Source organism: Micromonospora sp. DT231 (assembly GCF_049847025.1).
GTDB lineage: Bacteria > Actinomycetota > Actinomycetes > Mycobacteriales > Micromonosporaceae > Micromonospora.
Genome location: NZ_JBNCNO010000004.1, coordinates 203,296 through 230,219 on the forward strand (window position 1 = coordinate 203,296; position 26,924 = coordinate 230,219).

26 protein-coding genes are annotated in these 26,924 nt (G+C 71.2%); 2 read left to right on the forward strand and 24 right to left on the reverse strand.

Features of this window, described 5'->3' with window-relative positions:
• Positions 1-138 precede the first annotated feature (138 nt).
• From ACPXBU_RS12390 to ACPXBU_RS12420, 7 genes are all read right to left on the reverse strand, one after another.
• Complete coding sequence (locus ACPXBU_RS12390) at positions 139-807, reverse strand: endonuclease V (RefSeq protein WP_425758142.1); 669 nt, start codon at positions 805-807, stop codon at positions 139-141.
• A gap of 4 nt (positions 808-811) precedes the next feature.
• Entirely contained in the window at positions 812-1,054 is a 243-nt protein-coding gene (locus ACPXBU_RS12395; RefSeq protein WP_425758143.1) for a hypothetical protein, read from the reverse strand.
• A 265-nt stretch (positions 1,055-1,319) separates the two neighbouring features.
• Positions 1,320-1,688, reverse strand: coding sequence for a hypothetical protein (locus tag ACPXBU_RS12400; protein WP_425758144.1), 369 nt, complete (start codon positions 1,686-1,688; stop codon positions 1,320-1,322).
• Positions 1,689-2,015: 327 nt separating this feature from the next.
• Complete coding sequence (locus ACPXBU_RS12405; RefSeq protein WP_425758145.1) at positions 2,016-2,456, reverse strand: hypothetical protein; 441 nt, start codon at positions 2,454-2,456, stop codon at positions 2,016-2,018.
• Complete coding sequence (locus ACPXBU_RS12410) at positions 2,453-6,880, reverse strand: toxin glutamine deamidase domain-containing protein (RefSeq protein ID WP_425758146.1); 4,428 nt, start codon at positions 6,878-6,880, stop codon at positions 2,453-2,455. The genes ACPXBU_RS12405 and ACPXBU_RS12410 overlap by 4 nt, the downstream gene beginning before the upstream one ends.
• Before the next feature lie 15 nt (positions 6,881-6,895).
• On the reverse strand, positions 6,896-7,228 hold the full coding sequence (locus ACPXBU_RS12415; protein WP_425758147.1) for a hypothetical protein: 333 nt from the start codon (positions 7,226-7,228) through the stop codon (positions 6,896-6,898).
• Positions 7,225-7,647 carry a YbaB/EbfC family nucleoid-associated protein gene (locus ACPXBU_RS12420; protein WP_425758148.1) on the reverse strand — a complete coding sequence of 141 codons (423 nt, stop codon included), beginning with the start codon at positions 7,645-7,647 and terminating at the stop codon, positions 7,225-7,227. The genes ACPXBU_RS12415 and ACPXBU_RS12420 overlap by 4 nt, the downstream gene beginning before the upstream one ends.
• 79 nt (positions 7,648-7,726) lie before the next feature.
• On the opposite strand from ACPXBU_RS12420, the gene ACPXBU_RS12425 reads away from it, so the two are divergent.
• Positions 7,727-8,968: an SUKH-3 domain-containing protein gene (locus ACPXBU_RS12425; RefSeq protein ID WP_425758149.1), complete on the forward strand. Its 1,242-nt coding sequence runs from the start codon at positions 7,727-7,729 to the stop codon at positions 8,966-8,968.
• Between the two features lie 10 nt (positions 8,969-8,978).
• On the opposite strand, the gene ACPXBU_RS12430 is transcribed toward ACPXBU_RS12425, so the two are convergent.
• The 12 genes from ACPXBU_RS12430 to ACPXBU_RS12485 all read right to left on the reverse strand — a co-directional run bounded on the left by ACPXBU_RS12430 (position 8,979) and on the right by ACPXBU_RS12485 (position 20,630).
• The gene (locus ACPXBU_RS12430; protein WP_425758150.1) at positions 8,979-9,662 is read right to left on the reverse strand and encodes a hypothetical protein; all 684 of its coding nucleotides are present in this window, start codon (positions 9,660-9,662) and stop codon (positions 8,979-8,981) included.
• 48 nt (positions 9,663-9,710) lie between these two features.
• Positions 9,711-10,388, reverse strand: coding sequence for a M15 family metallopeptidase (locus ACPXBU_RS12435; protein WP_425758151.1), 678 nt, complete (start codon positions 10,386-10,388; stop codon positions 9,711-9,713).
• Entirely contained in the window at positions 10,385-11,515 is a 1,131-nt protein-coding gene (locus ACPXBU_RS12440; protein ID WP_393366651.1) for a D-alanine--D-alanine ligase family protein, read from the reverse strand. The genes ACPXBU_RS12435 and ACPXBU_RS12440 overlap by 4 nt, the downstream gene beginning before the upstream one ends.
• Positions 11,512-12,525 (reverse strand): threonine ammonia-lyase, encoded by a 1,014-nt coding sequence (locus ACPXBU_RS12445; RefSeq protein ID WP_425758152.1) that lies wholly within the window; start codon positions 12,523-12,525, stop codon positions 11,512-11,514. Before ACPXBU_RS12445 ends, ACPXBU_RS12440 begins: the two co-directional genes overlap by 4 nt.
• A gap of 71 nt (positions 12,526-12,596) precedes the next feature.
• Positions 12,597-13,661, reverse strand: a complete 1,065-nt coding sequence (locus ACPXBU_RS12450) for a sensor histidine kinase (protein WP_425758153.1) — start codon at positions 13,659-13,661, stop codon at positions 12,597-12,599.
• Entirely contained in the window at positions 13,658-14,323 is a 666-nt protein-coding gene (locus tag ACPXBU_RS12455; RefSeq protein ID WP_393366645.1) for a response regulator transcription factor, read from the reverse strand. Before ACPXBU_RS12455 ends, ACPXBU_RS12450 begins: the two co-directional genes overlap by 4 nt.
• 402 nt (positions 14,324-14,725) lie before the next feature.
• A complete protein-coding gene (locus ACPXBU_RS12460; protein ID WP_425758154.1) occupies positions 14,726-15,538 on the reverse strand; it encodes an endonuclease domain-containing protein in 813 nt (270 codons plus the stop codon).
• Positions 15,539-15,787: 249 nt separating this feature from the next.
• Positions 15,788-16,579: an ABC transporter permease gene (locus ACPXBU_RS12465; protein ID WP_425758155.1), complete on the reverse strand. Its 792-nt coding sequence runs from the start codon at positions 16,577-16,579 to the stop codon at positions 15,788-15,790.
• A gap of 55 nt (positions 16,580-16,634) precedes the next feature.
• Entirely contained in the window at positions 16,635-17,534 is a 900-nt protein-coding gene (locus ACPXBU_RS12470) for an ABC transporter permease (RefSeq protein ID WP_393366639.1), read from the reverse strand.
• Positions 17,531-18,682, reverse strand: coding sequence for an ABC transporter ATP-binding protein (locus tag ACPXBU_RS12475; RefSeq protein ID WP_425758156.1), 1,152 nt, complete (start codon positions 18,680-18,682; stop codon positions 17,531-17,533). The genes ACPXBU_RS12470 and ACPXBU_RS12475 overlap by 4 nt, the downstream gene beginning before the upstream one ends.
• A gap of 5 nt (positions 18,683-18,687) precedes the next feature.
• Positions 18,688-19,872, reverse strand: coding sequence for an extracellular solute-binding protein (locus ACPXBU_RS12480; RefSeq protein ID WP_425758157.1), 1,185 nt, complete (start codon positions 19,870-19,872; stop codon positions 18,688-18,690).
• A 389-nt stretch (positions 19,873-20,261) separates the two neighbouring features.
• The gene (locus ACPXBU_RS12485; RefSeq protein ID WP_393366633.1) at positions 20,262-20,630 is read right to left on the reverse strand and encodes a DUF3499 domain-containing protein; all 369 of its coding nucleotides are present in this window, start codon (positions 20,628-20,630) and stop codon (positions 20,262-20,264) included.
• A 153-nt stretch (positions 20,631-20,783) separates the two neighbouring features.
• Between ACPXBU_RS12485 and ACPXBU_RS12490 the strand changes: the two genes are divergently transcribed.
• Positions 20,784-21,233, forward strand: a complete 450-nt coding sequence (locus ACPXBU_RS12490) for a metallopeptidase family protein (RefSeq protein ID WP_110562108.1) — start codon at positions 20,784-20,786, stop codon at positions 21,231-21,233.
• A 170-nt stretch (positions 21,234-21,403) separates the two neighbouring features.
• Here the strand turns inward: ACPXBU_RS12490 and ACPXBU_RS12495 are convergent, their stop codons facing one another.
• From ACPXBU_RS12495 to ACPXBU_RS12515, 5 genes are all read right to left on the reverse strand, one after another.
• Positions 21,404-21,661, reverse strand: coding sequence for a WhiB family transcriptional regulator (locus tag ACPXBU_RS12495; RefSeq protein WP_007455784.1), 258 nt, complete (start codon positions 21,659-21,661; stop codon positions 21,404-21,406).
• 458 nt (positions 21,662-22,119) lie between these two features.
• Entirely contained in the window at positions 22,120-22,449 is a 330-nt protein-coding gene (locus ACPXBU_RS12500) for a phospholipase (protein WP_393366631.1), read from the reverse strand.
• 20 nt (positions 22,450-22,469) lie between these two features.
• Positions 22,470-23,864: a DUF4331 domain-containing protein gene (locus ACPXBU_RS12505; RefSeq protein WP_425758158.1), complete on the reverse strand. Its 1,395-nt coding sequence runs from the start codon at positions 23,862-23,864 to the stop codon at positions 22,470-22,472.
• 51 nt (positions 23,865-23,915) lie between these two features.
• Positions 23,916-24,194 carry a hypothetical protein gene (locus tag ACPXBU_RS12510; RefSeq protein WP_393366627.1) on the reverse strand — a complete coding sequence of 93 codons (279 nt, stop codon included), beginning with the start codon at positions 24,192-24,194 and terminating at the stop codon, positions 23,916-23,918.
• 162 nt (positions 24,195-24,356) lie between these two features.
• Positions 24,357-26,900 carry a bifunctional FO biosynthesis protein CofGH gene (locus tag ACPXBU_RS12515; RefSeq protein WP_393366625.1) on the reverse strand — a complete coding sequence of 848 codons (2,544 nt, stop codon included), beginning with the start codon at positions 26,898-26,900 and terminating at the stop codon, positions 24,357-24,359.
• Between the last annotated feature and the right edge of the window lie 24 nt (positions 26,901-26,924).

The following is a 26,924-nucleotide window of genomic DNA, read 5'->3' on the forward strand; positions in this document are numbered from 1 at the left end:
CGGGCGGTGGGCCAGGCCCGGGCGGTGGGCCAGGCCCGGGCGGTGGGCCAGGCCCGGGCGGTGGGCCAGGCCCGGGCGGTGGGCCAGGCCCGGGCAGTCGGGGGCTCTCGGTCCGGGCAGGCGGGGTGTCCCCGGCGGTCAGTGCGGGTGCTCGGCGCGGGCGAGGGCGTCGCGGCAGAGTCGGTCGGCGGTGCGGGTGCTCTCCGGTAGTCGGAACCGCGGGGTCAGCGCGAGCACCTGCGCGGTCGCGTTCTCCAGGCTCATCCGATGGCCGACGCTGACGAAGACTGGCTTCACGCCGTCCCGGGTCCGAAGCACCCGGCCGACGACGTCACCGCCGTCCCGCAACGGCGACCAGGCACCCCGCTCGGTGGCCGGCGGATCCCACGTCCCGATCAGCGGCGTCTTGCCCACCCCGATCGCGGGCAGACCGGTGACCACCCCGAGGTGGCAGGCGAGCCCGAACCGACGCGGGTGCGCCAGCCCGTGCCCGTCGCACACCAGCAGATCCGGGACCGTGGCCAGGCGGTCCAGCGCGCTGAGCAGCGCCGGCAACTCACGGAAGGCGAACAGCCCGGGCACATAGCCGAACGCCGGCCGCCCCACACTTACCGCCGAGTCCACCACCACCAACGTCCGGGCATCCAGCACCGTCACGGCCGCCGCCAGCAGGTCACCGCCCTGCGAGTACGCGACGTCCAGGCCGGCCACCGTCTCCGGCGCGCTCGGCCCCGGCCCGACCAGGTCGACCAACGGCCGCAACTCCTCCTGTACGGCCACCGCCTCGGCAACACTGCCCGGCCCCACCGAGTCACCCGCCGCAGCCGTCCTGGCCGCCGCCACTGGCGTCGGCGTCGGCGTCGGCGTCGGCGTCGGCGTCGGCGTCGGCGTCGGCGTCGGCGTCGGCGTCGGCGTCGGCGATGATCCGCTCGACGTCATTGATGTCGGCCTGTCCCGGGGCGGTGAATGCCCCGACATCACCGAACCCGAGTCGATCACCCTCGTCGGCGACCTTCGGCGCCGTCCCCAGCGGCGGCACCACCGTCCGGGCCACCCTTCGCAGGGTCGTCGTCGGTTCGCCCCTTCGTCGCGCCGAAAGCGATCGCGAAGGCTATGCCGAGGGCCACTCCAAAGGCCACGCCCCCGGTCGAGCCGAACGAGGGGATGCCGATCGCCAAGCCGATCAGGATGCCAACCGGCCAGGCCCAGAGGTTGGACTTGCCGCTCTGCGGGTCGGAACTCGCCATCCGTCGATGCTATTCGACCCGGTCGGCTTCCACAGACGCTGTCCACTTCGCACAACAGCGGCAACCTCACCGTCAGGTAAGGCCCAAACCGTCGCGGGCCTCTTCGATCCACGTGCCAACCCCACGCGCGCCGCTTTCGGCCGCGAGCCCAGCCGCCTCGTCGAGCAACGCACGGGCAGTCTCCCGATCGCCGTCGTCCGTGGAGAGGGCCGCCATACCAATCAGGTTGGCCGCGACTCCCGGAGTGAAATCGAGGTCCCGGCGCAGCCGGGTCGACTCGGTCAGCAACTCCCGCGCCGCGTCAACGCGACCGGCGGCCCGCCCTCCGAAGCAGAGGTGCCGCAGTACGTACGACAGCGTCAGTTGATCCCCCGCTGTGGCGGCCAACTCTCGGGCCCGAGCGAAGAAGGGCTCGGCGGTCGCCTGGTCCTGCCGAATCACCTGGTGGACCGTGCCCACCCAGAAGAGCGACTCACCCTCACCTCGGGCGTCGCCCAATTCCCGGTAGAGCCCGGCCGCCCGCTCGAACAGCGGCAGTTCAGCCGCGTCCTCGAACCCGGTGTCGAGGAAACGGGCATGCAGGAGCTTCCCCCGGCCAGCGCCACATCGGCGTCCAGCGCGCTGAGATCCCGCTCCGCCTCGTCCAACGACTGCGCGTCACCGCCGAAGACCGCCAGGTTGTAACACTCCTGCGCCCGTACCAACCGAGCGTCCAACCCTTCGGTCATCACCGACCCGCCCTTTCGGCCGTGGATCCGTGGGGCATGCCTACTTCGCCCTCGCTATCTCGGGGTCCGCGCCAGGATCGCCCGCCGCGCGGAGCTGCTCCTCGAACATGACAAACGTCCGCTGCCGAATGCCACGAATGATGGCCTGTTCACGTGGAGTCTCGTGACGAGCCTCGGAGTCTGCGAGATCCTCGATTGACCTCACAGCGTCATAGAGCGCGAAGATAGGCCCGTCACCCTTGAGGTAATGAGCCCGGTATGCCTCGACCTCCTGCACGAAATCCTCTGCGGTACGGCGGAAGATATCGCCGCCGACACCTAGCGTTATTTCGACGAAGATGTCATTCTTTTCGTGCCATCCGCCGGAATCGATAGAAACTCGCCAGACTCGGGCACCACCATCAGGAGTTTCGACAATTTTCACCGGCGACTGGTAGTAGAGATAATAAGCGGGGAGTACCAAGCCAGGCATCTCGGTCATCCAGACTTCTCCTCGAAGGTCGACTGCAAAGCCTGCCAAAATAGCCGTTGCTCGCGAAGACGAACGCCGTCTGTGATTGCTCGCTCCCGAGACGTGAGAGGTCGGCCCTCCGCCTCGGCAAGGGCTTCCACATCACGTCGCACCTCATAGAGCACATGCTCCCACTCCGCGACAGCGTCAAGTGCGGCCAAGTGTAGGCGGAATTCGGCCAAATGACCGTTGCGCATCCGCAGCACCATTTGTACGTCCCGGTAGCCACTACTCATTGGTGTCACGAACCGATCTTCACAGCTCACGACGACGACGCCTCGGTGGCCCTTGATCCGGCCCAGCGCGGCGTAGAGATCGTCGAGGTTGCGGAACTCGACCTTCGCGGCCGCGAGGTCGAGCAACTTCGACACATCGCCCTGATTCTTGTTCACCTTGTCCTCTGCTCGACGCCGGTCCTTGGGCTGGGGACGCCAGCCGGGTTTCCCAACACGAAGGCCGTCGACGTCAGAGAGGGATAGCGCTAGCTGATTCAGTTCGGCCTGCGCCACGGCCGCAGACGCGTAGAGATCATCGAGGTAGCGCCCACGGTAGGCATCGTCACCGCGCCGGAGGTCATCGAATCCCGCCTGCGCGACCGGCCCCCGACGCACCTGGATGCTGGCACTGATCCTGAGCTGTTCGTCGGTAAGGGGAGTCGGCTCTGGCCGAGGTAAATCCCGGCCAGCCGTCTGCAGGCCCGCAGCTTCTTGCTGGGCGACGTCGTCGAGCACCTCGGCGAGGACGTCGATGGCCTGCTGGTGACCGGCCAGGTGATAGAGGGTCAACGGGCGCGCGGTCAGCGAGTTCGCGAGTTCGGGCGTGGACAGGATCATGCGCGCCAAATCTGGATGCCGCACCAGTTGCCGGGTCAGGCTCTCGGCCAGTTCTGGCTCGTCCACGGGCGGCTCCCGCCGAGCGCTGTCGAGCATGTCGCGGACCCGACCGTCGGCGAACAGCCGCACCACGTCCCGCGCCGAAGCGTCGTCCAGCTCCGGGACCAGCCGACGGAGGCTAGGCGTGTCGACCACTGTCGCGAACTCGGCCGGACTCACTCCGGCTGTGAAGATCTCGTCCAGACTGGCAGCCATCGAGACGACCCGGGCCGGGTCGTCACCCGTCGACGGCTGCCGCACGACAGCGCCGGGGTCCTCGGTGGGCCCGCGGTCACCCGCGTTCGCCGAACCTGGGCCGTCCAGCAGGAGATACATCCGGTTGATGTAGGGGTCACCGTGGCCGCCGTCGTCGTCTGCCGAAGGGTGGTCGGGCAGGTCGGGCCGCTCGCTGAACCGGCCCCGGGGTAGGCGGCCGAGCGGCATCGGCCGGCCGTCACCACTGAGCACCAGCGCGTCGATGCCGACCACGTCGGGATACAGCGGCCGGTCGCGGACCACCGCGTTCTGCGGGTCCACGTAGAGCACGGTGCCGTTCTGGTTGAGCGCCACCCACGCGTGCGAACCGCCGTGCGGCCACTCGGTGACCAGGAACGCGTAGCTGCCGTGGCCGCCCAACAACAGGTGGTCGTGCAGGTTGCGGTAGCCCCGGTCGGCGGCCTGCCGCGCCTGTTCGGTGTACGGGCGTTGCCCGGATGGTGGGGCGAGGAGTTGTTGGAAGCGCCCACCCGTCGCGTCCTCGACCCGGCCCGGGCCGCCTGCCTCGCCACGGATCGGGCGCCTGATGTCCCCGTCCAGGTAGCCGTCGAAGGTACGCGGCGCCGACACCCGCGGCCGCCCGTGCACCCAGGTTTCGAACATCGACAGCGTGCAGTCCAGGCAGTTGATGCCCCGGGTGGCGTCGGCCGTGGGACCTCCGTCGTTCAGCAGCCGGAACCAGCCGCCCCGGCGGGGGTCGGCGGTGCGTGTGACGGTGCCGTCCGGCTCGCGGGGCATCTGCCGTTCGACGTCGACCTGGTGCAGGGCGAGCGGCGGACGCAGTCCTCCTGGCCGTCCGTAGGGCCGCGAGTCGTCGATCGGCGGGGGTATGTCGTCGCCGGTGAGGCGGGACGGACCGGAGGTCTCCACCGCCCCGAGCGCGAGCGCGCCGACGTCCCTGTTGGCGTGTTCGAAGGAGTTCGCTTCGATGTCCACGACCGGGGGCGCCGTGGTGCCGGCCAGCACCGCCTCCGCCAGGTCACGCCACTGGGCGTACGCGCGTGTCTCGTCGTTCGCGGCCCGCTGCCAGCCGTCGGCCCACTGTCGGTGACCAGCCTGGTGCAGTTGGCGGGCGTAGGTGGCGTACTCGATGGCCCGGCGATCGTGCTCGGCGGCCCGGGCGCGCAGTCGGGTGGCCTCGGCCTGGCGGCGATTGCGCTCGAACCCGGTCCGCTGCGTTTGGTAGTGGCCCTGGTAGCGCCGCCGCTCGGCGGCTTCCGCCTCGGCGGCCCACTGCGCGGCGTACCAGTCGATGGTCTCGGTCGTGGACGTCACCGGATCGCCGAACGCCACGACGTCGACCGAAACTGACGCCGTGCCCCGGGCCGGATGATCAACCCCGCGCCGCTCCCGCGCCGGGGCGGGCGTTGGCCCCGCCGTGGGGATGGCGACGGTGGCCGGGGGTGTCGGGCCGGCGGTGGTCGGCGGCGCTGGCGTGGCCGTCGACGGCGGCCAGGCGACCGGGCCGGAGGCGGTGGTGTGCGGTGGGTTGCCGATGTGCCCCGGCGCGGTGGCCGGTCCGCCGGCCGGCCCCAAGGTCGGGGCCACGGGTGCGGCCACGGACGAGAGCCCGGGAGCGACCACCGGCGGGACCCCGGGAGCCGCCACCGGCGAGACGCCGGGAACAACCGCCGACGGCACGGGAGCGACCACCGGTGAGACCCCGGGAGCAACCGCCGACGGCAGCCCGGGAGCGACCGACGACGAGACCCCGGGAGCTGCCACCGGGGACGGCCTCGGCTCGGTGGCCGCCGCGGGCGGCGTCGGATCGGCCGTGAGCGGGGGTGTGGCGCTGGCCTCCCGGAGGAGCGGTCCGTCCGCCGACGACATCGGCTCGGGCGGGCGCGGCGAACGGTCGACACCGTCCACATCGGATGTGCTGTGCAGGTCGGACGCGGTGGCGGGCGGCAGTGCCGTCGCCTGAGTCGCGGGCACGCCCGGCGGGTCGGCACGTGACGGCAGCACGGGATCCGGTGACGACGTGGCCGCGACGGGCGTCGCCTGCACCGGAACGCCCGGAGCCGAGGGCAGGCCACTCGAAGCCGCCGCACCCGCGCCCACCGCGGACGAGCCCGCCCCGGCCATACCCGCCGAAGCCTCGGCCGGGAACGCCCCCGAGGCGGATGGTGGCGCCCCCGAGGCCGAAGGGAACGCCCCCGAGGCGGACGGATCGCCGGCGACAGGTGCCACGGGAGGCAGGGAAGGGCCCGTGAAGGACGCCCCGGTGAGGGCGTTTGCCTGCGCGTCGAGCCGGGCGCGTAACGCGTGGTCGGTCTGCCCGGTGGCCGAACCGGTGGCACCGGACGCGGCGGCGCGTGCCACGTCCTCCATGGAGGTCAGGCCCTGACCGGTGGCCAGGCTCGCGGCGCTGTCGGCGAGCACCTCGCCGGTCATCTCCCGCCCCAGGTGCTCCCCGACGCGCGCCACCCGCCCGGTCGCGCGCCGGCCCAGACCGGCCAGTGGCGCCGCCGCCCCGCCGGCGAGGCCACCGACCGTCGACGCGCCGAGGTCGGTCAGGTCCAGGCCGTGGGCCCGCCCGGTGGAGTTCTGGTACGCCTGGGTGGCCAGGGTGACCCCGGCCTCCTCGGCGGCTTCCTCCACCCCTTCCCGGGCGGCCCGCCTGGTGAAACCGCGCACGCCATCCCGGGCGACCTCCTTGGCCGCCCGCTCGCCGGCCTCCTTGAGGCCGTGTTTGAGGGATTTGCCCGCGAGTTGGCCCATCAGCCGCTTGAAGATCTGTTGGACCAGCAGCCGGGTCGCGGTGATGGCCGCACCGGCCGCCGGGCTTGCCGCACCGGCGGTGAGCACCGCCGCGACCGCCACCGAGAGCAGCTCGACGACGAGGATGCCCAGCTCGATCCAGACCTCCAGCTTGGCGCCCTCGATGTCGCAGCCGCACTCCTCGACCAGCCGGCCCAGATCGGCGGTGACCGCGAGCAGCACGGGCAACGGGGCGTCCGCACCCTCGGCGATCCCCCGCCAGGCCGCCTCGAAGGCCGCGTCGACCGCCCCGACGCCGCCGTACCCGTCGCGCACCTCGGCGGCGGCGGTGGCGGCATCGGTGTACGGGCCGGAGAGGACGCCGGCAACCGCGTACCACCTGTCGGCGAGGTCCCAGACGGCCCGTTCGTTGCCCTCCGGCCACTGCACACCGACCACCCAGTCGAGGGCCTCGTAGATCCAGCCCGGCACGTCCCAGGGTGCGTGGTCCAGCGGGTGCGGGATCGGGCTCGGCAGCACACTCATCGCGGTCGCCGGCCGTCAGCGCCTGTCGGCGGCCCGACCGAGCCGGGCGGCGCTGGCCCCGTCGGTCTGCACACTCGCATCGACGGCGCGGACCACGTCGCTGCCCAACTCGGTGAGCCGGTGCCCGACGCCCGCCCAGGCCCGCAGCACGGTCTGCTCGAACCCGCGGTAGTTGCGCTCGAACGCGGCGCCGATGTCGTCGCGACCCCACGGCCGGGCGTCGCTGGCGGCCTCGATCGCACCGCCTTCCGCCGCTCGACGGGCCGTTACCGCCTCACCAGCGAGCGCCAGGTCGGCACCGCCGCGGCGGGTCCGGGGCGGATCGAGCCAGAGCTGTCCGTCGGTCATGGCTGCCCCGGACCCCTGCCGAGAACGGTGTCGGCCCGGCCGAGCAACGTGGCGTAGTCCCCGGTGCGCAGGAAGTCCGCCGACCCGGAGCCGGCCGGCATGACCTCGGCGACGAGGTCGCGGGTGGCGTCTGCGGCGGCGGTCGCGGCGGCCCGGATCGTTTCGGTGATTTTTCGGCCGAGCGCACCGGCGTCCCGCTCGCGGTAGACGGCCGGCGTCAGCTCGACCTCGATCAACTGGCCCTGGGCGCCCACGGTGGCCGTCACCTGGCCGTCGGCCGACCGCCGGGTCACCCGCAGCTCGGCGAGGCGCGTCTGCAGACTGTCCAAACCGGACCTGAGCTGCTGGTACTGCCCGTACACGTCGTCGAATCGGGCCCGTAGCTCGCGGTTGGCGTGCCGGTCCACGTGTTCGCTCACCGCCGCTCCTCCCGTCACCGTCGGTAGAGCAGCACCATACCGGCTGCCATCGATCCGTGTAGTCCGGTAGTTTCAGTGCGTGATCGACCGTCAACAGGCCGAGCAGCTCGCCGCCACCTGGGCCCGCCGCGACTCGCAGCGCCTCGGCCACGAGTGCACCGCGATGGTCGACGAGTTCGACCTCGGCTTCGTCATCACGTCCGTCGTCCCCGTCGAGGCACGCACGGTCCCCGGGGACCTGCCGACGACTGTCATCGACAAGCAGAGCGGCAGGGTCACCACCTGGCCGCGGGTGCCGAGCGAGATGGTGGCGGATCTGTACCGCCGCAGTCAGCCGGCCGGGCCGACCGCTCCCCGCACCGTCGACCCGTCGAGTCTGCTGGTCCGGGAGATCCATCGGATCGCCACCCCGAACACCACCGCGCACCTGACCCTCGAAGGGCGGATCTGGACGGCCCAGGGCACCAGTGCGGACGTCCCGCTGAACCATCATCCGCTGGTCCGCACCTACCTCGACCAGTTACCTCCCGGCGACCTCGTCCGCGGGGGCGAGGCCCACGCCGAGCTGATCGTGGTCTCCGACGTGCTGCACGAGTACGACCACCGGCGCGCTGCCGAGGGCATCGCGCCGATGGGGCGGGCCGAGGCGGCGGCACTGCTGGCGGATGCCCGGTTCGAGATCTTCCGGGTCCGGGAGCCGGGTGACCCGGCCGGCGGCCCCGCCGACCTGCCCTGCGACTCGTGCATCACGTTCCTGGTGCGCGCCAACGTCCTGCCGGAGTCCGCCCGGGCGTACACCGAGACCTGGCGCGCCCCGGCCGAGCCCGACCCTGATCCTGGCCGCTTCCCGGCGGAGGTCGCCAACGCGCTGGTGGCGGCCGGTTGGCGACCGCACATCGGGGACCAGATCATGGCTGCCGCCGCCGTCCGGGACGTCACCGCGGTGCGGGGGGCGACCCACCAGCACGTGGTCTTCCCCGCCGCCGTCGAGGCGCTCACCGCGTTTCCCAGCCTGGTCGGTGCCCGACGCGGTCGGGGCGAGCAGGTGTGGATCTCCCGGTTCGACATCCGCCCGCACACCATCGCGCACACCGCCGACACCCTCGCGGACTTCGGGGCGGTGCTGGGCGTACGACTCTTCCCGATCGGCACCGAACAACAGGACAGCATCCTGGCGGTGGACGAGCGCGGCCGGGTCTTCGCCCTCGATCAGGGCGGCGAATGGTTCCTCGGCGACACCATCGACGCGGCACTGACCACGCTGCTGCTCGGCCGCGCCCCCGCCCGGGTCCGCGACGACGGCACCTGGCAGTCCGACTGAGGCGGCTACCTCAGCGGAGCACCTCGACCGTGTTGCGGCGGACGAGGTTCTTGCCGGGCTCCCGGATCTGGTCCATCGCGGCGGAGTTGAGCAGCACACAACTGCCCGACGGGCCGGTCACCGTCACCGTGGTCGCCCGGTTGTTGTCCAGATTTGTCACCCGCAGCCGCGTACCCACCGGGAACTGGCCGCTGGTCGCCGCCGGCACGCCACCCTCGGCGAAGAAGGTGATCGACCCGGAGCACGCCGACCGGGGAGCCGTACCCGGCGCTCCGGGGGACGCCGCACCGGGGCGGATCGTGCCGGCTGTCGCCTGCCCGGCCGGCGGCGCCCCACCGTCCAACCGCTCCACCACGTTGCGGCGGATCACGTTCTTGCCCGGCTCCCGGACCAGCTCCATGGCTGCCGCGTTGAGCAGCACACAACTGCCCGACGGGCCGGTCACCGTCACCGTGGTCGCCCGGTTGTTGTCCAGGTTTGTCACCCGCAGCCGGGTGCCCACCGGGAAACGGTCGCTTGTCGCCGCCGGCGCACCGCCCTCCGCCGAGAAGGTGACCGAGCCGGAGCAGACGCTCGACCGTGCCGGGGCGGTGTCGGCGAAGCCGAGGTTCGTCCCCACCGCCACACCCGCCGCGGCGAGCACCGCCACGGTCGCTGCCAGCACGTGCCTGCGCTGCACCCTCATCGCCGTCATTCCCGTCCTCGGTGGTGTCCTTCCTCCCCTGGTACGGACGGGAGCGCCCTACCGTTCAGCCGGAACGGGCACCGATCGTGCGGCGGCCAGATCCACCGGCCCGTACCGGGTGCACGGCGCCCCGGTGATCAGCGCCCAGTAGCGGTCGCCGTACGACCAGTGCCACCACTCGGTCGGGTAGTTCACCATCCCGGCGCCGCCGAGGGCGTCCACCAGGATCTGCCGGTGCCGCCGGGCCGTGGCGGAGATCGTGGGCGCGTCGGTGAAACAGGCGTCGTCGCTGTCCTCCGGGGTCGCGTCGATGGCCGTGCCGAGGTCGAGTTCCACACCGTCGTCGGTGCACAGCGTCAGGTCCACCGCCCCGCCGGTGCTGTGCGGGGCCACCTCGACCGGCGAGACGAACTTGGTGGTCTCCCGGTGCAGCCGCTGCGGGGACCAGTCCGGGTGTCGTCGGCGCAGCTCGTCCCGGTAGCCGGTGAAGATGGCCAACTGCGCCCGGTACGGCCGGTAACCCTCGACCACGAGCAGGCGCATCCCGGCCGGCAGGGCACGCTGCGCGGCCAGCAGGCGGTCCACCACCGCGGCGCGCAGTCGGGCGTACGCCCCGCCGGCGTCGGCCGCGCGGCCGTCGAGCCGCAGGTCCGGCAGCTTCCGCAGGTCCAGCAGGGGGTCGCCGTCGTCGGCGCTGCGCACCGCCGCCACCCGGGGGTCGGACAGCAGGATCATCGGACGCTCCCCCCGGTGATCGCGGCCCGTTCCGCATGCCGGGTACGGCCCAACTCGACGAGCCGATCCACCACCTCCCGGTACCCGACACCGACGGCTGCCCACACCTTCGGATACATCGAGTGGGCGGTGAATCCGGGCATGGTGTTCAGTTCGTTGACGTACAGCTCACCGCTCCCCTCGTCGTAGAAGAAGTCCACCCGGGCCAGACCCCAGCCGCCGATCGCGGCGAACGCGCGCAGCGACAGCTCGCGGACCCGCGCGGTCACCTCGTCCGGCAGCACGGCGGGGACGATCATCGGGTCGGCGTCGCCGAAGTACTTCTGCTGGTAGTCGAACCAGCCACCGGCGACCCGCACCTCGCCCACCGCCGACGCCTCGGGACGCCAGCCACCGAGCACCGCGCACTCCAACTCCCGGCCGGTGACCCCCTGCTCGACCATGACGAGCTGGTCATGGCGAAGCGCCTCCTGCACGGCTGCGGCCAGGTCGTCGCCCTCACCGACCCGGGTGATGCCGATCGACGAGCCCATGTTCGCGGGTTTCACGTAGAGCGGCCGGCGCAACCCGACGACAAGCTTCTCCGGGTCGTCGGCCGCCCGGTAGGTGTGCGCGTCGAACGCCACGTACGGGGTGACCGGGATGCCCTCAGCACGCAGCGCCCGCTTCATCGCCACCTTGTTCATGCCCACCGCGGAGGCGAGGATGCCGCACCCGACGTACGGCACGTTCAGTGACTCCAGCAGGCCCTGCACCACGCCGTCCTCACCGAACGGGCCGTGCAGCACCGGGAAGACCACGTCCAGTTCGGCGTGCACCGCGCCGGGTGCGTTACCCGCGCACACCTGCACGACGCCCGGACGCGGACCGGCCCGCAACTCGACGGCCGGGCCGGTCACCAGCAGGCGGTCGTCGATGGCCCGCTCGCCGGCCGGCCGGTCCCGCAACTCCGCCAGCAGCGCGTCGGGCATCAGCCGAAAACCACCGCTGCGGGTGACGCCGATGGCGAGCGTGCGGTAACCGCCGCCGCCCAGCGCCCGGGCCACCCCGAGCGCGGACGCGCAGGACACCTCGTGCTCCGCCGACGGTCCACCGAACAGGATTCCGATCCGCGTCGGCGCGCTCACGCCGCCACCGCTTCCGCTGTCGGCAGCTCGGCGGGCGGCGGGGCCAGCAACCGGGCCACCAGCGCCGGCTCCACGTTCCCACCGGTCAGCACCACCCCGACCGTCCGCAGCCGACCAGCTCCGGGGCCGAGGCGGAGCGCACCGGCCAGGCCGGCCGCCCCGGACGGCTCGGCGAGCACCCTCAGCTCCGTCAGGATCAGCCGGAACGCCGCCCCGATCTCGTCGTCGTCGACCCGGACGACGCCGCGCAGCGCGTTCCGCACGATCGCGAACGGCAGCTCACCCACGCAGGACGGCCGCAACCCGTCCGCGATCGTGGGCACCGGCGTGACCGGGACGCGCGTACCGGTCGCCAGGCTGCGGGCGAGCGAGTCACAGCCGACCGGTTCCACGCCGTACACCTCGATGCCCCTGCCGGCGGCGGCCAGGCAGGCGCCCGCGACCCCGCCACCACCACCCACCGGTACGACGAGCGTGTCCAACGGTGTGCCGGCGCGCTCGGCCTCCTCGATCAGTTCGAGGCTGGCGGTGCCCTGCCCGGCGATCACGTCCGGGTGGTCGTACGCGTCGACGACCGGGTGACCGCTCTCGTCGTGCAGCCCGTTGGCCACCGCCACCCGTTCCTCGACGTCGGTGCCGGCGAACACCACGCGCGCGCCCGCCGCACGGGCCCGGTCGACCTTCGTCGGTGCCGCGTCGACGGGCAGCACGACAGTCGCCGCGATCCCGTGCTGCCGGGCTGCCAACGCCACCGCCACCGCGTGGTTGCCGGTGCTCTGCGCGATCACCCCGGTGTGGCCGGCCGCGGCGAGCCGGCCCACCGCCCGCAGCGCTCCGCGCATCTTGTACGAGCCGCCGTCCTGGAGGTTCTCCGCCTTGAACAGGACGCGCGCCCCGGCCAGTCCGTCGATCACCGGGGACCGGAGCACGGGTGTCCGGACCACGCGGCCGGTGAGCCAGCGGGCGGCCTCCTCCACGTCGGCCCGGACCTGGGCAACGGTGCGTGACATCGGTTTCTCCTTTCGGGCACACCACGGGTCGGAGCCGCAGGTACGCGGACCCGGGAAACGGTGGTGAAGCGTTAGGTCACAGTGGGTAGTTGGACGTCGACCCGGAGGCCCCCGTGCTCGGCGGGCCGGGCCGCGATGATCCCGTCGTGCGCCTGGGTGATCGAGCGGGCGATGGCCAGTCCCAGACCGGCGCCTCCGCCCTGCGAGGTGCGGTCCCGGGCGAGCCGGCGGAACGGCTCGAAGAGACCGGCCACCGCCTCGGCCGGTACGGGCTGACCGGTGTTGACCACGGACAGCGCGGGCACCCCGCTCACCGCGACGGTCAGCGAGCCGCCCCGCCGGTTGTACTTGATCCCGTTCTCCACCAGGTTGCTGACCAGGCGCTCCAGCAGCACCCGCTCGCCGACCACGACCCGGCGCGCGAGATAGGTGTCGATGGTGACCTCGGCCTCCCGGGCGCGGTCCTGGTACCCGGCGAGCACCGCCTCGACGATCGCGTCGAGGCGCTGCGGTATCCGCGAGCGCAGACCCTGGTCACTCTCGCTGAGCGCGAGCAGGCCCTCGATCAGCCGTTCGTTGCGCTCGTTGGTCTCCAACAGTTGGGCGGTCAGCAGCTCCAACTGCTCGGCGGAGAGCGCCCGAGCCATGCCGACCTCGATGAGCGTCCGCTGCACCGCCAGCGGGGTACGCAGCTCGTGCGAGGCGTTCGCGGCGAACCGCCGCTGCCCCTCGTACCCGGCGGAGATGCGTTCCATCATCTCGTCGATCGCCCGGGACAGCCGGGCCAACTCGTCGCGCCCCCGAGGGCGGATCCGGTGACCGAGGTTCTGCGGCCCGACGTGCCCGATCGGCCCGGCCAGGTCACGCACCGGGCGCAGGCACCACACCGCGCCGAACCAGAGCGCCACCAGGACCGCCACGGTCACGAGCAGGACGGCCACCAGGGGCAGCACGAACGCCCCCGGCCGCACCTCGGCACACACCGTGCTGAGCCCGGGCAGCGGCACGTCGCAGAACTGCTGCCCCCAGTCCCAGGTCACCCCGGTCAGCCACTTGCCCATCGTCGGCAGCACCGGCCCGGCCAGCAGTGCCAACAGGCCCACGAGCAGCACCCGACGTCGCGGCGTCCAGGTCACGCCGTACCGCCGATCCGGTAGCCGGCCTTGGGAACCGTGTGGATGATCGTCGGATCGCCGAGCTTCTTCCGGAGAGTCATCACGGTGACCCGTACCGCGTTGGTGAACGGGTCGGCGAACTCGTCCCAGGCCTGCTCCAACAACTCCTCGGCGCTGACCACCTGCCCTTCGGCGCGCAGCAGCACGTGCAGCACGGCGAACTCCTTCGGGCTGAGGGTGAGCGGCCGGCCGTCGCGGGTAGCCACGTGCCGGCCCACGTCAAGCGTCAGGCCGTCCTGGCTGAGCACCGGCGGCAGCGCCGGGGTGGACCGTCGACCGAGGGCCTGCACCCGGGCCACCAACTCGGCGAAGGCGAACGGCTTGGTCAGGTAGTCGTCCGCACCGAGCCCGAGACCCTCCACCCGGTCCCGGATACCGGCCGCCGCGGTGAGCAGCAGCACCCGGGTGCCGACCTGTGACTCGGCGATGCTGCGGCACACCTCGTCGCCGGTGTGTCCGGGCATGTCCCGGTCCAGCACCGCGACGTCGTAGCGGTGCACCCCGATCCGCTCCAGCGCGCCGTCGCCGTCGTAGCAGACGTCGACGGCCATCGACAGGCGGCGCAGCCCTTCGGCCACCATGTCCGCCAACAACCGCTCGTCGTCCGCCACCAGCACCCGCACGTTTTCCGCTCCCCCGAGTTCGGCCTGCCCCGGCATACCGTCGCAGGCCCGGGTTAAGGGTTCTGTAAGCACCCGCCGCAGCCATCCTCCACGCGAACGTCCAGCGGTCAACCCACCGCAAGCCAGACCCCGCCGGCTTCCTCCCCGTCCGCGCCGTCCGAGCCCGTCCGTCCCCCAAACCACGCCGCCAACAACCCAAGTGACCCAAGCCACACCTCCCTGCGCCCCGCCGTGCCCCGCCCGGCCCCGCCCGCAATCCGGTCCGCCGATCTTGCACTTTGTGTTGCCCAGATGTCTTATTTATGGCCATTGTCGGCACAGAAAGTGCAAGATCGCGCAGGAGGGCGGGGAGGGGCGGGCTGGGAGGGGAGGGCTGGGAGGGGCGGGCAGGGGGCGGGAGGGTTACGAGAGGGCTGCGCGGATGGTGGCGCTGATGTATTGGGGGCGGCGGTAGAGGTCACGGTCGGTGAAGTAGCGCATCCGCCAGCCCGCTGCATCCAGCCAGTTGACCCGCTCCCGGTCGTACCGGAGTCGATCACGGTCCAGATGCGACAGTCCGTCGTACTCGATGCCGACCCGACGCTCGCGATAGGCCAGATCCAACCGGTAGCGACGGCCGCCGTGTCGATCGGTCACCCATAGCTGCGGCTCGGGAGGCGGCAGCCCCGCATCGAGCAGAATCAGTCGCAGTTGGCTCTCCTGCCGGCACTCCGCCCGGCCGTCGGCGAGCGATACGAGGTTCCGAGCCTGTTGGACACCACGCAGCGCAGCGTGAACCGAGACCTCCGCCAGCAGATCGTCCTGGCTGACCACACCGGAGCGGAGCGCGGCATCGAGTACCGGCAGGGCGTCGAGCCGCCGAACGGCGCGCGCCAGGTCGACCGCGCAACGGGCCGCCGGCACGCACGGCATCCCTTTGACGAGGGCTGGCCGGGTGGATAGGACCGTCCGGTGTACGACGACCCCGGGCAGACGGGGCTTCGACACCCCTGCGGGCAACTGGATGTGGATCAGGTCATCCCGGAGCACACCGAAGCCGTGCCGGCGCGCGGCACTCTGCCTGGCCAGCATGGCCCCTTCGGGCAGGCGGAGCAGCAGGGCACGCAGTTCGTCATCGTCGCCGCAGGGTCGGTCGGCGTAAACCCCCCGACGCACTCGCAACAGTTCCTCACGATCGAGCTGGCTACGGATCCGCCCCATCGTGAGCTTCTGCATGAGCCCGTCAGTACGCCACAACTGAGTTGCCACACATTCAGGCTGACTGACGCCCGCCCCCAGATAAGCCCACCACGGCCCACCTGTGGAAAACAATTGCCCCTGTGGATAAACCCCACCCCACCCACCCCCGTGCTACCCCACCCCTCACGCCCTCTCGATCTTGCACTTTCTGTTGACGAAATGCCCGATAGAAGAAGTATGGGAGCACAGAAAGTGCAAGATCGCGCGAAGAGGTGGGTGGGTGGGTCAGGTTGTGGGGCGGCGAGCCCGCAGCGCACCTAGCCCGGTCAGTATCAGCGCGATTGCGAACATCGCGGTGCCGATGACGTTCACCTGTGGTGGGATGCCCCGCTGGGCAGCGCCCCAGACGTACATCGGGAACGTGACAGTGGTGCCGGCGTTGAAGTTCGTGACGATGAAGTCGTCGAAGCTGAGCGAGAAGGCCAGCAGCGCGGCGGCCACGATGCCGGGCAGCACCAACGGCAGGGTGATCCTCCGGAAGGTCTGCCACTCGTTGGCGTAGAGATCCATGGCGGCCTCCTCCAGCCGCCGGTCCATGCCGGCCAGCCGCGCCTTCACGGTGACCACCACGAACGACACGCAGAACGTCACGTGCGCGATCACGATGCTCCAGAAGCCCTGCGGCACCCCGGCGGACACGAAGAGCGCCAACAGCGACGTGCCCATCACCAGCTCCGGGGTGGCCATCGACAGGAAGATCAGCGCGTTGACTCCGGACCGGCCGCGAAGGCGGTGCCGGACCAACGCGAACGCCAGCAGGGTGCCGAGCACGGTGGCGACCACTGTGGCCAGGAACCCGATCTGTACGCTCCGCAGCACCGCGTCACACATGTCCGACGTGGCGCACGGCCGCCGCCAGTTGTCCAGGGTGAACTCGTTGAAGTCGTACGACAGCCGGCTCGACGGCCGGTTGAACGACAGACCGGCCACCACCAGGACCGGCAGCGCCAGGTAGCCGAGCACCAGCAGCGCCACGATCAGCACCCAGCGGTCCGCCAACCACCGCGACACCCTCATCAGAGCCGCCTTCCGTTCGCGACCGCGGGGCTCCGCCGCGCCGTACTCCGCGCGCTCACCACACCTCCTCCGTGCCGGCCCGGCGCAGATGGGCGAAGACCACCGCGAGGATCGCCGCCATCAGCAGGAACGACAGCGCGGCACCCTGCGGGTAGTCCAACCGGACCAGGAACGCCGAGTCGACGACGTTGCCGATCATGTACTCGTTGGGGGTGCCGAGCAGTTCGGCGTTGATGTAGTCGCCGCTGGCCGGGATGAAGAACAGCAGCGCTCCGGCGACCAGGCCGGGCCGGGACAGCGGCAGGGTCACCCGGCGGAACGCCTGCGCTCCGCTCGCGTACAGGTCGCCGGCCGCCTCCAGCAACCGGTGGTCGAGCCGCTCCAGGCTCGCGTACAGCGGCAGCACCAGGAACGGCAGGAAGTTGTACGTCAGGCCGAGCACCACCGCGAACGGCGTGGCCAGCAGCCGACCCTGCGGTGCGAGCAGGTGCACGTCGCGCAGCAGACCGACGAGCGCGCCGTTGTCCGACAGGATGGTCTTCCAGGCCAGCGTCCGGACCAGGAAGCTGGTGAACATCGGCGCGACCACGCACACCAGCAGCAGGTTCTTCCACCGCCCGGCCTTCTGCGCGATCGCGTACGCCAGCGGGTAGCCCAGCAGCAGCGCCAACACCAGGGCCAGCCCGGCGTAGCCGAACGAGCGCAGCAACTGCGGCCAGTACGCCTGCACCACGTCCGGGTAGTTACCGAACGCCCAGGCCATCGCGTACCCGGTGGAGAGCGAGCCGCCGGGGTCGTACAGGCTGGCCGCCGCGAGCTGCACCAGCGGCACACCGAAGAAGACGAACAGCCAGGCCACCCCGGGCAACACCAGGAGGTACGGCAGGAGCCGACGCCACCCGGACCGGGCTGCCGGCGACGCCTGCCCCGCTCGTGTCGGCGACGGGAGGGTCACGACGACGTGCCGACCGGCTCGTCGCGCACCGACGACGTCCGGTCGGTGCCCCCGGGGGCGCGGGGCAGCAGGAACGCGTGCCGCGGATCCCAGTACGCCACGGCCTCGCCGCCGACCGCCACCGGCGTCGACGTCCCGCTGTTGGCCGCGAAGACCGACAGCTCGGCGCCCCAGCCGGTACGCAGCAGGTACTGCGTGCTGACCCCCAGGTAGGACGCGTCGGTGACCACACCGGTGACGTGCTGATGCCCAGCGGGCACCTGGTCGGCGGAGCCGACCAGAATCAGCTTCTCCGGGCGTACCCCCAGGTGGACCGGACCGTGGTCGGACCGGGCCCGGCCGGCGGGCACCGAGAAGCGGCTGCCGTGCGCCGTCACCGCGACGTCGTCGCCGCTGACGCCTGTGGCGTCGCCGGCGAGCAGGTTGGACTGGCCGAGGAAGTTCGCCACGAACGCGGTGGCGGGAAGCTCGTAGAGGTCGGCCGGCGTGCCCTGTTGCTCGATCCGTCCGTCGTGCATCACCGCGACGGTGTCGGCCATGGTCAGGGCCTCCTCCTGGTCGTGGGTGACGTGCACGAAGGTGATGCCGACCTCGGTCTGGATCCGCTTCAGCTCGATCTGCATCTGCCGGCGCAGCTTCAGGTCCAGGGCACCCAGCGGCTCGTCGAGCAGGAGGACCCGCGGCCGGTTGACGAGCGCGCGGGCAAGCGCGACCCGTTGCTGCTGGCCGCCGGAGAGCTGGGCCGGCCGGCGGCTGCCGTAGCCGTCGAGCTGCACCAACGACAGCATCCGCCGGACCTCGCCGTCGACCGAGCGGATGCCGCGTCGACGCAGCCCGAAGGCGACGTTCTCGAAGACGGTGAGGTGCGGAAAGAGCGCGTAGCTCTGGAAGACGGTGTTGATGGGCCGCTTGTACGGTCGCAGTCGGGTGATGTCGCGATCACCGAGCAACACCTGGCCGCTTGTCGGCTCCTCCAGCCCGGCGACCATCCGCAGCGTGGTGGTCTTGCCGCAGCCGGACGGGCCGAGCAGCGCGAAGAACGAGCCCGCCCCGACGGTCCGGGTGAGGTCGTCGACCGCGGTGGACGTGCCGAACCGCTTGGTGAGGCCGACCAGGCGCAGGTCGTCGGCGGGTGTCTCGCGTGCCATCCCCGTCACGCCCCGATGACCTGCTGGAACTTGCCCTCGTACTCCTGTTCCTGCTTCTCGTCCAGAGCCATGAACATCGTGGACTTCGACAGCAGAGCCTCGTCCGGGAAGATCAGCGGGTTGGCCGCCAGCTCGGGGTCGATCTTCTCCATCTCGGCCTGAGCGCCCTTCACGGGGCAGATGTAGTTGACGAACGCGGCGAGCCTCGCGGCGACGGCCGGCTCGTAGTAGTAGTCGATGAGCTGCTCGGCGTTCGCCTTGTGGGTGGCCCGGTTGGGGACCATCATGTTGTCGCTGTAGAGCATCACGCCGGAGTCGGGCGCGACGAACCGCACCCTCTCGTCCGCGCCGGAGAGTTGGATGACGTCCCCGGACCAGCCGATGCAGGCGGCGATGTCGCCCTTGGCGAGGTCGGGTGCGTAGTCGTTGCCGGTGAACCTGCGGATCTGCCCCGAGTCGACGGCCTTCTTGAGTTTGTTGAGCGCGTCGTCGAACTGGGCGGTGGTGAAGTTCGACGGGTCGTGCCCGGCCGCACCGAGCAGCAGGCCCATGGTGTCGCGCATCTCGCTGAGCGCGGTCACCCGGCCCTTGAGGTCGGGGCGGGTCAGCAGTTCGTCGACCGTACGCAGCTCCTTGGTGACCCTGCCGTTGTACGCCAGGCCGGCGAGGCCGGACTGCCACGGGATGGAGAGCTGGTTGTCGGTGTCGAAGGAGCGGTTGAGCAGCGGTGGGAGCAGGTTGGCCCGCACGTTCGGGATCTTCGCCGGGTCGAGTTTCTGGATCCAGCCGAGCCGGCTCATCCGGGCCGCCATCCAGTCGCTCAGCACGATGATGTCCCGGTCGGTGCTCTGACAGGCCGCGAGCTGGTTCCGCACCTTGCCGAAGAACTCGTTGTTGTCGTTGATGTCCTCGGTGTAGGTGACCTGGATGCCGGTCTTCCTTACGAACTCGTCCAGGCTGGGTCGCTTGGACTCGTCCTCCTCGTCCACGTCCAGGTACTGCGGCCAGTTGGAGAACCGAAGCTTCTTCTCGGTGCCGGAGAGATCCTCGCTGACGCAGCCAGCCTCGGTCTGTTGGGCGCCCTTGGTGCCGCAACCGGCGAGGCCGCCGCCGGTGGCGACCAGAGCGGCCGAACCGAGGGCGCCGGTGAGCAGTCCACGCCGGGAGAGGGGCCGGAGGGGGACACGCATCAGTTTTCCTCAGGGTCGGTGCCGTGGACGACTGACACGATGACAAACCGGCAGCACCAGCAAAGCATCGGGGCCAATGCGTCACCACCCGTAGAGGCACCAACCACGCTCAGCAGGATCCACTCGCTGCCCTCAGCTAGATCCACTCGACGTTCGCTCAGCTTGATCCACTCGGCAGCACCGATATCGCGGCATCAACCCGCCGCCGACACCCCGACATCAGCAACCCGGAGTCAATCGAGGCAGCGCCCCGCCAACGGGGCCGACAGACCTGCCGCTCCGCGCGTTGATCATGAGGTTATTGCCACGACACGCCGAGCGGGATGGCGATAACCCCATGATCAACGCGGGCGGGGGGTGGGGGTGGGGCCAGGGTGGGGTGGGGTGGGTTAGTGGTTGGGGGGGATTACGCGGAGGTGGCCTCGGCGGCCCGTTTGGTGGGGGTTCTCGTGGTGCTTCGGGTCGGGCTCCGGGGGGCGGGGGGCCGGGCGGGCGGCTTCGCGGACCGCCTCGGCGAGCGCGACCAGGTCGTCGGTGGTGGGTGGCGGCGGCTCGAACTCACCCTCGTGCCGGACCACGTCCCAGCCACGCGGTGCGGTCAGGCTGCGGGCGTGCGGCTCACACAGGTCGTACGTGTGCGGCTCGGCGAACGCCGCCAGCGGCCCCACCACCGCTGTCGACTCGTTGTAGACATAGGTCAATGTGGCGACCGCTTGCCGGGGGCAGCCGTTACGGGAGCAGCGCCGTGGTGACCTCACGTGCGGCAGGGTATCTCCATTACCGGGTCCGGCGCATCGCTTCGCGTTGCGACACGCCCGTCACGGTGATCACAGTTGGCCGCACTGGGCGCGCCGCGCCACGGGAGCGGCGGTGCCGCTGGCCAGCCCGGCACGGGCGCTACCCTTTGCCTCATGACGAGCCCGGAACACCGCCGCCCCGGCCCCGGCCGGCGTGTGCATCGTGACCGGCACGGTCGCGGCCTGCGCGGGCGGTTGGTGCCGGCCACCGTGCCGCTGGCGCGGACCAAGGCCGAGGTCTTCGACGACCTGGTCCTGGACACCGTGGAGACGCTGGAACGTCGGTTCGCCAAGGAGCTGGCCGGGGTCGAGTTCGCGGTCGAGGACGTTCCGCCGGACCTGAACGTCTACGACTCCGATGTGCTGGAGGACGGCGAGGTCCCGCTGGCCCGACTGCTGCCGGGCCGCCCGGGCCGACAGGAGGTGCCGCCGCGGATCGTGCTGTACCGGCGACCCCTGGAGTTCCGGGCGATGGACCGTGAGGACCTCGCCGACCTCGTGCACGACGTGATCATCGAACAGGTGGCAAACCTGCTCGGGGTCGACCCCGACGAACTGGCCTGAACCAGACCCCGACGAAAGGGCCTGAACGAGGTCCCGACGAAAGGGCCTGAGCCAGGCTCCGCACGGTTAGGTCGGGCGGCCCCCACCGCCCCAACCTCGGCACCGCTCAGGCGGCCCGCCGCCCCTACCTCGTACCGCTCACGCGGCCCGCCGCTCCAACCTCGTACCGCTCAGGCGGCCCGCCGCTTCAACTTGCGCCGCTCCCGCTCGGAGAGCCCACCCCAGATGCCGAACCGCTCGTCGTGACCGAGAGCGTATTCGAGGCATTCCGTCTTGACCTCGCACCGCGAGCAGATCCGCTTCGCCTCGCGGGTTGAGCCGCCCTTCTCGGGGAAGAACGCTTCGGGGTCGGTCTGCGAGCACAGTGCCCGCTCCTGCCACTCCGGCGCGTTTCCGAGCAGGTCGGCCACCTCAAGCTGGCCGTCCATCAAATGCCTCCTTGTCGCGCACCGGCGTCATCGCCGCTGCAACCCCCCACGCGAAAGGCGTGCTTGTCCGTCCGGTCCCGTTTTGTTGCGTTCCGTGCGAACAACCCCATTCAAATTACACGCGTGTAATGCGTGCGCCGTCAAGCCAAACTTGATAATGGAGTCGCCCTCCCGACACCCCCGGACGGCCACTGGGGCCGTCCAGCCTCGCAACCTGCCCTATCGATTCAGACCCCGGCCGAGTAACGCCCTCTCCGGCGAGTTGCCCGACTTTTCTGCCGTGGCGCTCCCCCGACGAGTCGCCGGCGGGACAGCGACAGACAGCCACACCCCCAAAGCTGATCTTGGTGGGGGATAGGTTAACGCGGCGCGGCGCAGACCGCCCGTCAAGCTGGGGGCAGCACATGCGCCCCGTCCACAATGTGGACGGGGCGCTGCGCGAAACCGGTGTTCGAAGGTCAGCTGGCGGCCCCGAAACCGCTGGTGGGCCACACGAATTCGGCAATCCCTCCACCGTGGACAGAAACCGTGCCGACTGGCGTGCTGCCGTCCCACCAGACGGTATAAATCCCGCCGGGCAGATCCGGGTAGACCGCGCTGTGGAACGAGCCGTCCTGCACCCGGCGCTCCCGTACGGCGGAGTGGACCCGCCGATCGTCGTCCCGGCTGATCTCGATCTCCCGACCGTGCAGATCCCGGCTCGTGTAGACGATCAGGGCACCGGTGTCGCCGCCCAGATCGAGAACGACGCTTCCCGTCTCGGACGGCCCGTACGCGTGCTCGTGCATCCGCTGCTCCCCGCCGAAGGTCAGGACCCCGCCGGCGGGTTGTTGAACCCGTCGTACGGCGTACCCAGGTAGGGGAAGTTTCCGAGGAACGGCGCGGTCACGTCGGCGGCGCTCAGGCCGGGAGTGACAGCGGCGGCCGCCGCGTCGGGGCGGAACGTCTTGTCCACCAGCGGCACGGTCACCCCGGCGATCGCCCGCAGCGCGATGCTCACCACGTCGTCGCCGACGCGCCGCCCGTTCGGGAATCCGGCCAGGTCACCACCGAGCACCCCGAACCGGTCCGGCTTGGGTGTCGGTGGGATCGCGGTGTTCAGCCGCAGCATGTCGGCCTGCACGTCGCCGGTGGCGTTGGTGAAGCCGTCGATCAGACCGGCGGGTACGCCGGTGAGCAGGATCGCCACCAGGTCCGCACGGGCCTTCTTCGCCTTGGTGAGGCGGTCCAGATTCGGGAACACGTCCGGGTAGAGCGCCGGCAGCAGGGCGGCCAACTCGGGTTGCTCGACGAACCGCGCGAACCGCTTGTCCTCCGACGGTGGCAGCGAGTTCCACAGGTCCTTCTTGGACATCGGCACGATGACCTCGTTGAACAGCGGATTGCCCAGCCGGGAGACCTGGGTGAACGGCCCGGTCGAGGTGTCCGCGCCGCCCCGGTCGCCGAGCACCCGCACCTGCCGGCGCGACGCCGACGTCCACACCCCGATCACCGACGCCTGGTCACCGGCGCCGTAGCGGTTGGCGCGGCGGCGTACCTGCTTCAGCGGCACCTGCACGGCGATGCTGTGCACGTTCATCCGGTCGGTGGCGTTTACCGGCTCTCCCTCCGCCTTGAAGATCTTCTTGCCGGCGACGTGCAGCTGCTGGAACGGCCGCAACGTGCCGAGGTCGAAGATCGCGCCCAGGTCGACGAAGAAGCCGTCCGCGCGCTGACCGGCGAAGACCCGCTCCCCGGTGGAGAGCGAGTAGGTCGCCTGCCGCACCAGGTCCGCGTACTTCGGGGTGGACAGCGGTCCGACATTGCACGGCGGGCAGGGCAGCTTGTGTGCCAACCGGTGCTCCCGGCCGTCGGACACCCGGGTCAGGCTGTAGAACTGCCGTCGGTTCCAGTTCTTGCTGTCCAGCGACTCGATCGTGCCGGTGTTGTAGAGAAAGCTGTTCGGATTGGTGATCTCGGTGATGAATTCGAACCGGTAGGTGACATCCGGACGACCGTCGCCGTCGTTGTCGATATGGATCTCGTAGCGCACGTCGTCACCGAACTCGAAGAAGTTCGGTCCCCCGGAGGGCAGCTGCAACGGGACGTAGTTGGCGATCACCGTCACCGTGTCGGGCTTGTCGGGGCTGACGAACGCGTACAGGTCGGAGCTGTCGGCGACCGGATCCTTGGCTATCTCCGGGGCCTCGCGGTGGGAAGACATGGCGGACCAACCTCACTGGGCGGGGACAGGATGGCAGTGCGGAGTGCCGGGTCAGCGCCGGGCGGCGCGCCGCAGCCGGTCCGCCAGGCCACGGTCGCGTACCTCGATCCGGGCATCGCCGACGAAGACGTCCATCGTTCCGGATTTGGCATCACGGAGATGCACGACGATCGGTTCGTCGGGACGTCCGGCCGCGCCGGGGGCGTTCTGCGCGGCCGACAGGCCCGGCACGGTGAGCGCGGCGGCGCCGAGAGTGGCGCTGGCCGCGGCGGTCAACGTCTGCCGGCGGGTCAGTCGCGGCCACTGCCGCTTCCGCTGATCACTGGTCATGGGCAACCTTTCCGGCGGCGGCGCGAACGCGCCCGCGGGGACGGACGGGTCCGGCGCCGTCCATCGACGCCGCCGGGCCCCTGAGGGGACACCGGCGGCGATCCTGGCCGCGACCGCCGCCGGCATCGCGTGGTACGGCCGGCGGCGGGGAAAGGTTCGACGTCAGGGTCGAACGTGACCGTACGCAGTCGACCGCTTGCGCGCCGGTCGTCCGGCGGCCTCGGCGATGGCCCGCAACTGCTCCTCGGTACGCGCGGATCCGTTGTCGGAACCGGCCATCCGGGAGATGGTCTCCTCCATCAGCGTGCCGCCCAGGTCGTTGCATCCACCCTGGAGCATCGCCACGGTGCCCTCGTCCCCGAGCTTCACCCAGGAGCACTGGATGTTGTCGATCCGACCGTGCAGCAGCAGCCGGGACATGGCGTGCACCACCCGGTTCTCCCGCCACGTGGGCCCGGGGCGAGCGATGCCGGCCAGGTAGATCGGCGCGTTCGTGTGCACGAACGGCAGGGCCACGAACTCGGTGAACCCGCCGGTGCGGTCCTGCACCCCGGCCAGCACCCGGAAGTGCCCCAGCCACTGCCCGGGGTGGTCGACGTGGCCGTACATCATCGTGGAGCTGGACCGGATGCCCAGCTCGTGGGCCGTGCTGACCACGTCGACCCAGGCGGCGGCCGGGAGCTTGCCCTTGGTCAACACCCACCGCACGTCGTCGTCGAGGATCTCCGCGGCGGTGCCCGGGATGGTGTCCAGCCCGGCCTCGCGCAACTGCGTCAACCACTCGCGCACCGGCACGCCCGCCTTCGCGGCGGCGGTGACGATCTCCATGGGCGAGAACGCGTGCACGTGCATCTCCGGCACCCGGGCCTTGATCGCGCGCACGATGTCGGCGTACCCGGTGACCGGCATCTTCGGGTCGATGCCGCCCTGGAGGCACACCTCACTGGCGCCGGCGGCCCACGCCTGCTCGGCCCGGTCGGCGACCTGGTCGACGGAGAGCCGGTACGCGTCGGCGTCCCTCTCACGCTGCGCGAAGGCGCAGAACCGGCAGCCCACGTAGCAGACGTTGCTGAAGTTGATGTTGCGGTTGACCACGTAGGTGACGTCGTCGCCGACCGCGTCGCGGCGGACGTCGTCGGCGAGCCGGCACAGCGCGTCGAGCGCCGGCCCGTCCGCGCCGAACAGCGCCAGCGCGGCGTCGGTGTGCCGGGGATCGAGCAGCGCCGCCGGGTCGTCGGCTGCCAGCCGCAACCCGGCCGCCAGGTCACGGTCCGCGCCGCTCCCGGCCGACACCTGGGGTACGCCCGCCCGGCGCGCCGCAGCCTCGGGGGTGACCTTGCCGGCGACCTCCGACCAGTCGCCGTAGACGCTGTCGAAGTCGCCGCGCCGGTCGTCGGTGCGGCCGGTGGTGTCGATGGTCTCGTGCAGGTCGACACGCCCGCCGAACACCTCCTCCGGCTCCTGCCAGGGACGGCCCTGCGGCCGGGCCGACTCGACCGCCATGCCCGTCGCCGGGTCGGCCAGCGCGTTGACGTGCGGCAGCAGCCGCGGGTCGAGCCACGGGTCACCGGCGCGCACGTACTCCGGGTAGATGGTCAGCCGCTCCCGCAGCGTGAACCCGGCCAGCTCGCTGTGCCGGGCCAACTCCTCGATCTGCGGCCACGGGCGTTCCGGGTTGACGTGGTCCGGGGTGAGCGGCGAGACGCCACCCCAGTCGTCGATGCCGGCGCGCAGCAGCAGGTCGTACTCGCCGGCGATGAGGTTCGGCGGGGCCTGGATCCGGGCCTTCGGGCCGAGCAGCAGCCGGGCCACCGCCACCGTGGCCGCCAGGTCGTGCAGCTCCGCGTCGGGCATGCCGCGCATCGCCGTGTCCGGCTTGGCGCGGAAGTTCTGCACGATCACCTCCTGGAGGTGGCCGTACTCCCGGTGGGCGCGGCGGATCGCGAAGAGCGCGTCCACCCGCTCGGCCGGCGTCTCGCCGATGCCGATCAGGATGCCCGTGGTGAACGGCACCCCGACCCGGCCGGCGTCGTCGAGCACGCGTAGCCGGACCGCCGGTTCCTTGTCCGGTGAGCCGTAGTGCGGGCCACCCGGCTCGGACCAGAGCCGGGTCGCGGTGGTCTCCAACATCATGCCCATGCTCGGGGCGACCGGCTTGAGCCGTTGCAGCTCCGACCAGGACAGCACGCCGGGGTTGAGGTGCGGCAGCAGCCCGGTCTCCTCCAGCACGGCCACCGCGCAGGCCCGCAGATAGTCCAGTGTGGAGTCGTAGCCGCGCTCGTCGAGCCAGCTCCGGGCCGCCGGCCAGCGCTCCTCCGGGCGATCACCGAGCGTGAAGAGGGCCTCCTTGCAGCCCTGGGCGGCGCCGGCCCGCGCGATGGCGAGCACCTCGTCGCGGTCCAGGAACGGCGCCGGCAGCCGGTGCGGCACGGTGGCGAACGTGCAGTAGTGGCAGCGGTCCCGGCACAGCCGGGTCAGGGGGATGAAAACCTTCTTCGAGTACGTGACCACGCCCGGCCGCCCGGCGTCGCGAAGACCGGCGTCGCGGATCCCACCGGCCACCCGGAGCAGCTCGGCGAGGGCGTCCCCCCGGGCCGACAGCAGGGCGGTCGCCTCGTCGAGATCCAGCGCCCGCCCGGTCGCGGCCCGGCCCAGGGCCCGCCGCACGCTAGCGTCACTCGGGCCAGATTGGGTGCGATCAACCATCCGCTCAGCCTATGCGCAGCGCGA